General features: G+C 46.8%; 13 protein-coding genes. 11 read left to right on the top strand and 2 right to left on the bottom strand.

Going from position 1 to position 11,760, the window contains the following annotated elements:
- Positions 1–32 precede the first annotated feature (32 nt).
- Both C0638_RS03595 and C0638_RS03590 read left to right on the top strand, forming a co-directional pair.
- Positions 33–326, top strand: coding sequence for a putative quinol monooxygenase (locus tag C0638_RS03595; RefSeq protein WP_058710748.1), 294 nt, complete (start codon positions 33–35; stop codon positions 324–326).
- 45 nt (positions 327–371) lie between these two features.
- Positions 372–1,196, top strand: coding sequence for an aldo/keto reductase (locus tag C0638_RS03590; RefSeq protein WP_058710747.1), 825 nt, complete (start codon positions 372–374; stop codon positions 1,194–1,196).
- A gap of 90 nt (positions 1,197–1,286) precedes the next feature.
- Here C0638_RS03590 and C0638_RS03585 read toward each other — a convergent pair whose 3' ends face one another.
- Positions 1,287–1,940, bottom strand: coding sequence for an SdpI family protein (locus C0638_RS03585; protein ID WP_013369494.1), 654 nt, complete (start codon positions 1,938–1,940; stop codon positions 1,287–1,289).
- On the bottom strand, positions 1,937–2,248 hold the full coding sequence (locus tag C0638_RS03580; protein WP_058710746.1) for an autorepressor SdpR family transcription factor: 312 nt from the start codon (positions 2,246–2,248) through the stop codon (positions 1,937–1,939). Before C0638_RS03580 ends, C0638_RS03585 begins: the two co-directional genes overlap by 4 nt.
- Before the next feature lie 213 nt (positions 2,249–2,461).
- On the opposite strand from C0638_RS03580, the gene C0638_RS03575 reads away from it, so the two are divergent.
- The 9 genes from C0638_RS03575 to C0638_RS03535 all read left to right on the top strand — a co-directional run bounded on the left by C0638_RS03575 (position 2,462) and on the right by C0638_RS03535 (position 11,718).
- The gene (locus tag C0638_RS03575; RefSeq protein WP_013369496.1) at positions 2,462–3,073 is read left to right on the top strand and encodes an alpha/beta hydrolase; all 612 of its coding nucleotides are present in this window, start codon (positions 2,462–2,464) and stop codon (positions 3,071–3,073) included.
- A 73-nt stretch (positions 3,074–3,146) separates the two neighbouring features.
- On the top strand, positions 3,147–3,371 hold the full coding sequence (gene tlp / locus C0638_RS03570; RefSeq protein ID WP_013369497.1) for a small acid-soluble spore protein Tlp: 225 nt from the start codon (positions 3,147–3,149) through the stop codon (positions 3,369–3,371).
- 238 nt (positions 3,372–3,609) lie between these two features.
- The gene (locus C0638_RS03565) at positions 3,610–4,902 is read left to right on the top strand and encodes an ABC transporter substrate-binding protein (RefSeq protein ID WP_013369498.1); all 1,293 of its coding nucleotides are present in this window, start codon (positions 3,610–3,612) and stop codon (positions 4,900–4,902) included.
- Positions 4,903–4,929: 27 nt separating this feature from the next.
- Entirely contained in the window at positions 4,930–5,892 is a 963-nt protein-coding gene (locus C0638_RS03560) for a carbohydrate ABC transporter permease (RefSeq protein ID WP_013369499.1), read from the top strand.
- A 3-nt stretch (positions 5,893–5,895) separates the two neighbouring features.
- Entirely contained in the window at positions 5,896–6,735 is an 840-nt protein-coding gene (locus C0638_RS03555) for a carbohydrate ABC transporter permease (RefSeq protein ID WP_013369500.1), read from the top strand.
- A 212-nt stretch (positions 6,736–6,947) separates the two neighbouring features.
- The gene (gene ilvA / locus C0638_RS03550) at positions 6,948–8,234 is read left to right on the top strand and encodes a threonine ammonia-lyase IlvA (RefSeq protein ID WP_025676833.1); all 1,287 of its coding nucleotides are present in this window, start codon (positions 6,948–6,950) and stop codon (positions 8,232–8,234) included.
- 197 nt (positions 8,235–8,431) lie between these two features.
- Positions 8,432–9,406: an arabinan endo-1,5-alpha-L-arabinosidase AbnA gene (locus C0638_RS03545; protein ID WP_040102102.1), complete on the top strand. Its 975-nt coding sequence runs from the start codon at positions 8,432–8,434 to the stop codon at positions 9,404–9,406.
- 201 nt (positions 9,407–9,607) lie between these two features.
- Positions 9,608–10,693 (top strand): FecCD family ABC transporter permease, encoded by a 1,086-nt coding sequence (locus C0638_RS03540; RefSeq protein WP_013369504.1) that lies wholly within the window; start codon positions 9,608–9,610, stop codon positions 10,691–10,693.
- Complete coding sequence (locus C0638_RS03535; protein ID WP_058710745.1) at positions 10,693–11,718, top strand: FecCD family ABC transporter permease; 1,026 nt, start codon at positions 10,693–10,695, stop codon at positions 11,716–11,718. The genes C0638_RS03540 and C0638_RS03535 overlap by 1 nt, the downstream gene beginning before the upstream one ends.
- The last annotated feature ends 42 nt before the right edge of the window (positions 11,719–11,760 follow it).

The raw sequence follows: 11,760 nt of genomic DNA, 5'->3' as shown, positions 1-11,760 counted from the left end.
AAATAGTTACATAATGCGAGGAGGAAAATATTATGATTATTATTCATGCCGATATGAAAGTTTTACCAGAAAAAAGAGAAACATTTCTGCAACAAACCCAAGGGTTGATCAGCGCATCACAAGCTGAAGAGGGCAATGTCCGCTATACGTTAATGCAGGATCTGAATGATCCCAACGCATTTACGATGGTGGAAGAGTGGAAGGATGCTGCTGCTGTAGATTTCCATAACAATTCTGCCCATTTCCAGGCATTTGTTGCTGCAGCGAAAGAACTGTTGGCTGCTCCGCTTGAAGTGAATGCTTTTCAGGATGCGACTAAACTGTAATTATCCTGTTGGATAATATATAACTAGGAATAGGAGGAGATAGACATGGGGAACATTGCGGATACAGCTTTACTAAATAACGGAGTTCAGATGCCTTGGCTTGGTTTTGGTACGTACAAGGCGGAAGGTAATGAGGTCTACGAAGCAGTCAAAACAGCCATTGAAGTCGGTTACCGTCACATTGATACGGCGGCGATCTACGGCAATGAGGAACTGGTCGGACAAGCCATTCGTGACAGTGGAGCAGCCAGAGAAAATCTGTTTGTGACCACTAAGCTATGGAATCAAGATCAGGGCTACGATTCAACACTGCGTGCCTTCGAGGAAAGCCGCAAACGGCTGGGCCTGGACATTATTGATCTGTATCTCATTCATTGGCCTGGCAAGGACAAGTACAAGGAAACTTGGAAGGCGTTCGAACGGCTGTATGAAGAAGGAAGCGTACGCGCAATTGGAGTAAGCAACTTCCAAATTCACCATCTCGAAGACCTCCTGAAAGACAGCAATATTGTGCCTGTTATTAATCAGGTAGAGCTTCACCCGCGTCTGACACAGCAAGAGCTGCATCAATACTGCCGGGAGCATCAGATCCAGCTTGAATCGTGGAGTCCTCTGATGAAGGGGAAACTGACGGAGCAGGCAGACATTGTTGAGATTGCTGCTAAACACGGCAAAACGACTTCTCAGGTTATTTTGCGTTGGCATCTGGATCGGGGGATTGTGACGATTCCCAAATCGGTTACCACGCATCGTATCCGCGAAAATGCCGAATTGTTCGATTTTGAACTGACGACTGAGGATATTGACCGAATCAATGGTCTTCATCTGGATGAGCGTGTAGGCACCCATCCCGATAAACTGTTGTTTTAATTGAATATGTAGATGTATAAAGAACCTCCCATTCTGCTTTATCGCGGTTTGGGAGGTTCCTTTTTTAGGTTCAGGTGTGGCTTTGTCTATTTACTTGTTTAGCTTACGATACAACAAGTAAGAATAGAGTACAGGAGAGATAACGGATATGATCAGTACGGTTAGGAAAATGACTACTCCCGCCATTCCACCGACCCATGCCGCCACCAACGCTGAAGCACCGCCAAGCATCATCATAGGCCCCCCGAAACGGTGCGTTTTACGCCATACCTCGGGATTAGACAGAGTCCACGGCGTGCGGATACCGAACGTATAGTTCGGCTGTACCTGAGTCATATAATTCCCCATCACCATCAGCATCAGGCCTATTAACCCTAAAATTATAGCATTCATTTGCAGTCGTATATTCAGGTTATACAGCAGCATTCCCCATCCAGCTACAGCGAGAACTACAGAAACACCTGCACGCGTAACTTCATAGGCTTTTGAAAATTTCTCATAATTAGCTCTGTTGGGGTCCATGTGGCGTGCCAATCGAATGACCAGCGGGACTAGGCCCAACAACACGAGCATGATAATAGAACCACTTTTGCTCGTATACCCGTCTGCTGTATTGTTAAAGTTAATATGCGAGGCTAGAACATTGGGAAGTCGGTCGTACAGCAGTATAGCGCCTATGGCGGGTGATAAGGCAATCAAAGTTGTCAAAACATCCGTCAAGCTCCAAGGTGTTCGAAATTTCATTCAGATTCCTCCTCATCCTTAATATGATTCCTATTTTTTTTCGCAGGGGTATCGGAGTGGGCGATACTGAACATCCAACCGATCACATCCGCCACAACCGTTGTATGCAGGGTGTAGATAATGTTTTGCCCCTGTCGTTCATCCAGCACCAGCCCAGCCTGCTTCAGGATATTGAGATGGTGGGAGATGCTGGGTTTGCTAATTTGAAAATGTTCAGCTACTTCGCCTGCGCTCATGCTTTTTTCCTTTAAAAGCTGCAAGATTGTACGCCGGGTCGGATCAGCCAAAGCTTTGAAGGCATCATTCAAAATACATTTCCTCCTTTAGATATTTAGATAATATTCTAAATATCTAACACCATAGTAAAATACAGCTATACTACATGTCAATGGAACAAGACATCATTTTATAAAAAATGAACGAGGTCAATTATGTTTGTATAAAGCAGTGAAATGGGCTATAATCAATTTATACAAAAAATAAGATTCTTAATTTAAAGTTAATTAGAGGAGGGAATAGATATGAAACACGTCTTTCGTAAAGGAAATGATCCGCAAGCCCCGGTTATTTTGCTGTTGCATGGTACCGGCGGGAATGAACAAGATTTGCTACCCTTGGCTGATATGGTAGCACCGGGAGCGTCTGTGCTGGGCGTGAGAGGTAATGTATTGGAAAATGGGATGCCGCGCTTCTTTCGCCGTTTGGCTGAGGGGGTATTCGATATTGAGGATCTCGTATTTCGTACCAAAGAACTAAGCGAATTTGTAGATTCAGCTGCAGAGCAATATGATTTTGACCGTAACAACGTGGTGGCTCTGGGCTATTCCAATGGAGCCAACATAGCGGCCAGTATGCTCTTTCATGATGCAAAAGCGCTACGTGGGGCCATTCTCCATCATGCCATGGTGCCATTGCGAGGGCTGCAACTGCCGGACTTGAACGGTGTCCCTGTATTTCTGTCTTCCGGTGAAAATGACCCGATTGTTCCAGCGGCGGAATCTCAGGAGCTGCAAGCCCTGCTGGAGGGGGCCGGAGCGCAGGTGGAAGCCTACTTGGAACGCAATGGTCATCAATTGACTCGCACTGAAGCCGAAGCGGCAGGCCAATGGTTTGGAAAGCATTTTAATGTATAAAATAACTCGATAACGATCAAGCTACGGTTTAGCGCTCTAGTGAGCGATTCTATGATTAGGAGGCGTTAAACCGATGGCAAAACCGGATAATCGAGCAGATAATGTGGAGCATTTGCAACAAAATATTCAGAATACATTGCAGAATCTTCATGAGGCTGAAGGATACCTAAACGAATTTTCCTCTGAAATCAGCAATGAGGAGCGTAAGCAGATCGAAGAAAAAAATAATCGTCGTAAACAAAGTATTAGATCATTTCGAGAAGAAGTGAAAGACGAAGCAGCACATTCGCAAGAGTAGTTAACATAGCGCGACCCAACTCCAAGTTTCAATTGAAGTTGGGTCGTTTTTTTTATGCAGAAATCATCATATTCCCATCCAATTCATTTTCCCCCTATAATGCAATGAGATCTGTTTTACACAAAAACGAATTTTTTTTGAATAATGTTGTTGTAAACTAATTTGTATTGATGTTAAATAATAAAAGAAAGCGCAATCATTTACGAATTAGGATTTCATCATGCGAAGGGGGAAGGATATGCTGCTGCGAAGAAAAAGCATGGCTTTGATGCTTATGGCGGTGGTTTTGATGGCTGGACTGCTGCAAGGTTGTTCTTTCAAGAGCGATGAAAAGGATGGGCCGGGAACAGAACTTGTATTGTGGACTTTCAATGAACTGCATGAGAAGTTTTTTCTGCAAATGGCTGACCAATGGAACCAACAGCACCCTGATGAATTGATTAATTTGAAAGCGAATACATTTCCTTATGACAACCACCACAGCAAGCTCTCGATTGCGTTGCAATCAGGGGTGGGAGCGCCGGATATCGCGGATATTGAGGTCAACAAAATTGGTAATTTCCTCAAAGGAATACCGCAACTGGTCCCGCTCAATCCGGTGATTGATCCTGAGATCAATAACATTGTGCCTTCCAGAGTACAGATTTACGGCAAAGACGGTAAGTATTACGGCATTGACTTCCACGTTGGAGCCGAAGTGATGTATTACAATAAAGAGATTATGGATCAGGCGGGGGTAGACCCGGATTCCATCGTTACCTGGGCAGACTATGCTGCTGCTGGCAAGCAAGTGCTGGCAAAAACGGGCAAGCCGATGGCAACCTTGGAGACCAATGACCTGTGGAGCTACTGGCCGATGATCTCCCAGCAAAATTCAGATTTTTTGGATGACAAGGGCGAGTTGACGCTGGATAACGAAACCAATATTAAAACACTCGAGTTTCTCCAACAGATGATAAAAGACAAAATCGCTATTCCCGCACCGGGCGGCGGGCATCATATGGAGGAATACTACGGGTTTATGAACAAAGGCGGGGCCGCTTCGGTGTGGATGCCGATGTGGTATATGGGACGTTTTACGGATTACATGCCTGATTTGAAAGGAAAAATCATCATTAGACCGATGCCGGCGTGGGAAAAAGGCGGCTATCGCTCAGCAGGTATGGGCGGGACCGGAACGGTAGTCACGAACCAGTCAAAGCACCAGGATTTGGCGATGCGTTTTCTAGCCTTTGCCAAGCTGTCCAAGCAAGGGAATGTGGAGATTTGGAAGCAGCTAGGGTTTGATCCCATCCGCAGTGAAGTGTGGACCATGCCGGAAGCCAAAGCCAAAAATAAATTTACGGAGTATTTCGGAACGAATATTTTTGACACGCTGATCGAAGTCAAAGATGAGATCAATGCGGTGCATATCGGACCGAAAACGCCTGACATCGCCAGTGCTGTACGCAATAAAATACTTTATCGGACACTACAGAGTGGCGAAGATCCAGCCACGGTGCTGCATGAGCTAGCAGATGAACTGAGATAGACCCCAACAGGAAAGGGAGTGAGATTCATGGCAACGCCCGTTCATACGAACGCTAATGTACCGACAGGTCAGCCGCCAAAAACTCAGCGTCCGACCAGAAGTCAATGGAGCCGATTTATTCATTCCAGTCGTACGGCACCGTATGTATTTGTCCTTCCATTTTTACTGTCCTTTGCACTGTTTTTTGCGTATCCGGTCATCTCGACGGTCATTATGAGCTTTCAGGAAGTTCTGCCGGGGATAACAACTTACGTTGGCCTGGAAAATTATAAGGATTTAATGAATCCTACATTTGGAAAAGCGATATTAAACAGCGTCCTGTACACGCTGCTTACACTGGTCGTGCTGATTCCTCTGCCACTGGTACTGGCGGTATTGCTGAATTCGCCTAAAATGCCGGGCAGAGGGCTGTTTCGCTCCGTGATGTTTATACCCGCACTAACCTCAGTGGTGGTAGCAGGAACAATCTTCCGACTCATGTTTGGGGAATTGGACGGCTCGTTGATGAACTCTCTGTTGGGGTTATTCGGTCTTGAGCCTTACAAATGGCTAATGAACGCGAACACCGGCTTTTTAGCGTTGATCGTGCTGGCCTTATGGAGATGGCTAGGCGTAAATATGCTGTACTACATGTCGGGACTCCAGAACATTCCTCCCGAGTTGTATGAAGCTGCACAGATTGATGGAGCCAGTCGTTTCGATTCATTTTGGCGGATTACGATTCCTATGCTGAAACCCGTGACGATCTACGTATTTACGATTAGTATTTATGCCGGGTTATCCATGTTCACCGAGAGCTATATGTTGTGGAACGGAAATAACTCCCCGAATGATATTGGGTTAACGATTGTTGGCTATCTCTATCGCCAAGGTCTGGAACAGAATAGTATGGGCTTTGGAGCGGCAGTCGGCATTGTATTGCTCGTATTCACATTAGTACTGAACCTGATCCAGCTCAAATTTTTTGGCATGTTTCGGAAGGAGGATTAAGCGATGGCTCAGAAACAAAAAGGCCCGTTATCCGCATTTCTCGTTGTCCTGTTCATTCTATTTGCCGGGTTCGCCCTGTTTCCGCTATTTGCCGTGACGCTTGCCTCATTCAAGCCATCAACGGAGCTGCTGCGCTACGGTTTGAATCTCAAGCTGGAGTGGGCCATCATGTCCTTGAAAAACTATGCGTTCATCTTTCAGGGGACGACGGATTATTTTCAATGGTACTGGAATAGTCTTGTCATTACCGTCTTGTTTACGGTGTTATGTCTGATATTGTCCGCAATGGTCGGGTATGGCCTGGAGATGTATCGTTTTAGACTGAAAAATGTGATTTTTACATTGGTGCTGGTCGTGATGATGATCCCGGTAGAAATTATCATGCTGCCACTTTACAAACTAATGATCGGTATGAAGCTGATCAATACGGTATGGGGTGTAATTTTGCCGTTTGTCGTTGCACCGATTCCGATCTTTTTCTTCCGTCAATATTTGAGCGGAGTACCCAAGGATTTTATGGATGCTGCACGAGTTGACGGTTGTTCAGAGTATGGTATTTTTGTGCGGATTATGATGCCTCTGATGGCACCTGCCTTTGCGGCAATGGCTATTTTACAGGCTATGAACAGTTGGAATAACTTCCTGTGGCCGATGATCGTATTGCGTACTAACGACATGCTGACACTGCCAATCGGTCTGTCCAGTCTGCTGACGCCATATGGCAACAATTATGATGTGTTGATTGCCGGATCAGTCCTGGCTATTCTGCCGATTCTCGTTGTGTTTCTGTTCTTCCAGCGTTACTTTATTGAAGGGATGACTGCAGGCGGGGTAAAAGGGTAATCATTACGGTGCTGAATGAGTCGATTGAATACTGAAATGTATAGAGTCAGGAAAGGCGGGTCGGGCATTGTCTCGACCTGCTTTTTTTATGGATTCAATGATTTTCATTCTCATTTTCATGGCTATCAACTGCACAAGCTATAGGTAAACGTGGTATGATGTTTGAAAGATTTCAAATACACAGAAATATTCAGGCGGAGCGTGGAGAACCTATGGAACCAACAGAAACCCAGAAAACTGAACCGGCCACGGCGTCAACCGTTGGCATGGAGGATATTGTACGGGCGCATCATATGCTGCGTGAGGTGATTGTTCGTACACCTTTACAGAGGGATGCCGTCCTATCGGCCAAATATAACTGTAATGTGTATCTGAAGCGAGAGGATCTCCAAGTTGTGCGGTCCTTTAAAATCCGTGGAGCTTACAACATGATCCGCAGCTTGACTCCTGAGCAGATGGAGAAAGGGATCGTGTGTGCGAGTGCGGGTAATCATGCACAAGGCGTGGCTTTTTCATGTAACGCGCTCGGCATCCACGGTAAAATATTTATGCCGAGCACAACGCCCAATCAGAAGGTGAAGCAGGTACGTCGCTTTGGCGGAGACAGTGTAGAGGTTATTTTGACCGGAGATACATTTGACGATGCTTATGACGAGGCTATGAAGGTGTGTAGCGAGCAGGGAATGACCTTCATCCATCCGTTCGATCAGCCGAAAATTATCGCGGGTAATGGTACGATTGCGATGGAAGTGATGGAGAGTCTGGATACACCTGCGGACTATATGTTCGTGACGATTGGCGGCGGCGGTTTGGCGGCAGGCGTAAGCACATATGTTAAAACTGTGAGTCCGACCACCAAAGTAATCGGCGTAGAGCCCCTGGGCGCAGCATCAATGACGGAAGCGATGCGTTTGAACAAGGTCGTTACACTGGAGCAAATAGACAAGTTTGTTGACGGGGCTGCGGTGAAGCGAGTGGGTCAGTTAACGTATGACATTTGTAAACATACCTTGGATGATATTGTGAAGGTACCGGAGGGCAAGGCATGTACAGCGATTCTGGCGCTGTATAATGAAAATGCGATTGTTGTGGAGCCTGCGGGCTCGCTGCCTGTAGCAGCACTTGATCTGTATCGTGAGCAGATTCAAGGCAAAACAGTAGTCTGTATCGTCAGTGGTGGCAATAACGATATTGATCGTATGCAGGAGATTAAGGAACGCTCCCTGATATACGAAGGGCTAAAACATTATTTCATGGTGAATTTCCCGCAAAGAGCAGGGGCACTGCGTGAGTTTCTTCAGGAAGTGCTTGGACCGGACGATGACATTACTAGGTTTGAGTATACGAAAAAGAATGATAAAGAAAATGGCCCGGCGCTGGTCGGTATTGAATTGTTACACAAGGAAGACTATCTTCCTTTAATTGAACGAATGAATCGCAAAGGGCTTAACTATACGGAATTGAACAAAAATGAGAATTTGTTTAATATGCTTATCTGACAAGGAGCCTACGGGCTCTTTTTTTTTGTATATGCAATGTTATGCGTAGTTTATAAATTTCTTTTTATTTGAAATAAAGCGTTTACAAAACTGAAGTTGATAGGTTAATATATGGGTAACTTCATAAGTATAAACACTAATGTAATAAGCGAATCACCTGATTTCATTATAGAATATTAATTTGGAGGTGCGAAAGAATGTTGAAAGCATGGAAAAAATCAGTACAGGGTAAATTCGCCCGAACAGCATTTGCTGCCGTAACTTCGGCTGCTTTGTTGCTGTCCGTGGTGCCGTCCACATCGGCCGAGCATTGGGCGTTAACAGGCGATGTGGCAGTACATGATCCATCCATCACCAAGGAAGGAAATGCATGGTATATTTTCTCCACAGGGCAGGGGATACAGGTTCAAAGATCGGATGACGGACGCAATTTTTACAGATTGCCGCAAATCTTCTTGTCGCCACCATCTTGGTGGAAATCGTATGTACCTAAGCAAAAGACTAATGATGTATGGGCACCGGATGCTCAAAAGTACAATGGACGTGTCTGGGTTTACTATTCCATTTCTACGTTTGGATCGCGCACTTCGGCCATTGGCTTAACTTCAGCAACGAGCATCGGCGCGGGAAGCTGGAGAGATGATGGACTAGTGCTGCGTACGACGGATTCTGACGATTATAATGCTATTGACCCGAATCTGGTTATTGATGCTTCCGGTAACCCATGGCTTTCCTTCGGTTCATGGAATTCGGGCTTGAAAGTGACTCGACTGGATAAGAATACGATGAAGCCTACAGGCCAGATTTATTCTATTGCTAGACGTACGGCTGGTGGTTTGGAAGCACCGCATGTTACATACCGCAACGGCTATTACTATCTGTTTGCTTCCATCGATAACTGCTGCAAAGGCGTAGACAGTAATTACAAAATCATTTATGGTCGCTCGACCAGTATCACTGGCCCGTATGTGGACAAGAGCGGAAAAAGTCTGATGGACGGCGGTGGAACAATACTGGATGCGGGGAATGACCGCTGGAGGGGACCAGGTGGACAATCTGTCTATAACAACAGTGTGATTGCGCGTCATGCCTATGATGCCACTGATGGCGGAAATCCAAAGCTTCTGATTAGTGATTTGAAATGGGATTCGGCAGGTTGGCCTACGTATTAAAGAGAGGGTTAATTGAAACTATACCTGTAACGATCTCACATAGATATATCCAAAAACTGTTCCTCCCACGGGGGAACAGTTTTTGGCTTGCAATGTCATAGAAACATGCTATTATGAATCAAGTTGATAATCATTATCATTGGCGTTTATTGTAATGAAAGTCGTAATGGCTTTCAGGTATGGAGGGGGTGACCTCACCGAATGCAGTCTAAAGACAGCATGGACAAACATACAGCTTCGACAGAGAGGAACGCTCCTAAAGTAGCCTTTATAGCCCGACCGGTGCTCCGAGCGGGCAGGATTCGGCAGGCGTTGTTGTTCACAGCTTCGGCTGTATTATTGGCTTTGGCCATGTTCGCTGCCATTTCCTTAGGAGCCAAGGATCTGACCATAAGCACGGTGTGGTCAGCAGTGTTTCACTATGATCGTTCGCTGACGACCCATCAGATCATTCATGAACTTCGATTGCCGCGTGTGCTCGGTGCAGCTGTCATTGGGGCTGCGCTGGCGGTTGCAGGCTCTCTGATTCAAGGAATCACGCGCAACCCGCTAGGGGATACAGGTGTGCTGGGCATTAACGCAGGAGCGATGTTTGTAGTTGCAGTGAGCTTTGCTTTTTTCCCTGATCTACCTTATGGGACGTTAATTGTTTTGTCGTTCCTGGGGGCACTGATGAGTACCTTACTGGTATTCGGACTAGGAGCTTCCGCGCCGGGAGGATTGACACCCATGAGACTAACGGTGTCTGGAGCTGTGACAGCAGCCTTGTTAGGTTCCATGACTTCGGGAATTGCGATTTATTTTGATCTAAGTCAGGATCTAGCCTACTGGTATGCGGGTGGTGTTGCCGGAATCAAATGGTCGCAGCTCGAGATTCTTGCACCGATTTTGCTTATTGTGATCGCTTGGTCTATGGGGCTCGCACGCTCCATTTCATTGATTTCAATGGGCGATGAGGTAGCGCTGAATCTGGGATTAAATCTCCGGCGTATCCGGCTGCTGGGGCTACTGACTGTGGTGGTCCTAGCTGGACTTTCTGTATCGGCTGCCGGGGCCATCGGCTTTGTAGGTTTGGTCGTGCCACATATTGCTCGCAAGCTGATCGGTGTGGATTATCGCCAGATCGTACCATTGTCTGCATTATTGGGAGCCGTGCTGCTAGTGCTGGCTGATTTGGGAGCGAGAATGGCGAATCCGCCAGAGGAGCTAGCTATTGGAATTATGGTGTCTTTTATCGGAGTACCTTTTTTCCTCTTTCTCGCTCGTAAGGAAAGGAGGGAATTATAGTGAGACGCTCTCTAGGGGCAGGGGATACAAGAACGACCAAGGCTTGGCTCGTTTGCTTCGTATTGGCTGGAATCAGTTTTGCTGTCCTTGTTCTGGGTTTGAATACCGGAACGATTCGTATTCCACCGCTACGCGTGCTGGATACACTTTTTGGCGGAGGCAGCGGACGTGACCATATGGTCCTGTTTGAATACCGGCTGCCGCGGATGGTTGTAACGGTACTGGCTGGAGCGGGACTGGGTGCAGCCGGGGCGGTCATGCAGGGCTTATCGCGAAACGCACTCGCAGATCCGGGAGTGCTGGGCCTTCATGCGGGGGCTGCTTTAGGACTGGTGATGTATGTCAGCTTTTTTCGCGATTTGGAAGGATCAGCAGCCTTGTTCATCCCCTTGTTTACCTTTGCAGGAGGTGTCGTCGCAGCGGTGCTGATAGTTATGCTGTCCTATAGTGGCAGCAGAGGAATCGTGCCTGTGCGGCTAATCCTGTCCGGTATCGGTGTAGCCTCAGGGCTCAGCGCCATAACGCTGTATTGGTCGTTGCGGCTGGATGAGGATACGTACGCATTTACCGCACGTTGGTTGGCTGGCAGCGTATGGGGACGGGACTGGATACATGCAGTGGCTTTACTGCCATGGATTGTCATTGTATTGCCCTACGTTCTATCGCAGACACGTAGCCTAAATAATCTGTCGCTGGGTGATGAGACCGCAGCTGGAATCGGTACAAGTGTAAAACGCCAGCGCTTGATACTGCTGGGCGCAGCAGTGGCTCTATCGAGCGCCAGCGTATCCATGGCCGGAGGTATCGGTTTTATTGGGCTGATTGCGCCTCATCTGGCTCGCCGTTTGGTTGGACCGATGTATCAGCATTTGTTGCCAGTAGCCGCTTTGGTTGGAGTCGTCATTCTGGTCACGGCAGATACGATTGGTCGTTCGGTATTTCAGCCGAATGCGATTCCAGCAGGTGTAGTGGTTGCTGTGGTAGGAGCTCCGTATTTTTTATTCTTGTTGTCCCGAACCAAATGACAATAGGATTAGGTTACATATGAAACCCAAAGCTGCACATGA

This window comes from Paenibacillus sp. lzh-N1, assembly GCF_002872435.1.
In the GTDB taxonomy this organism is placed as follows: Bacteria; Bacillota; Bacilli; order Paenibacillales; family Paenibacillaceae; genus Paenibacillus; species Paenibacillus polymyxa_C.
This window is presented reverse-complemented; position numbering and strand designations above follow the sequence as displayed.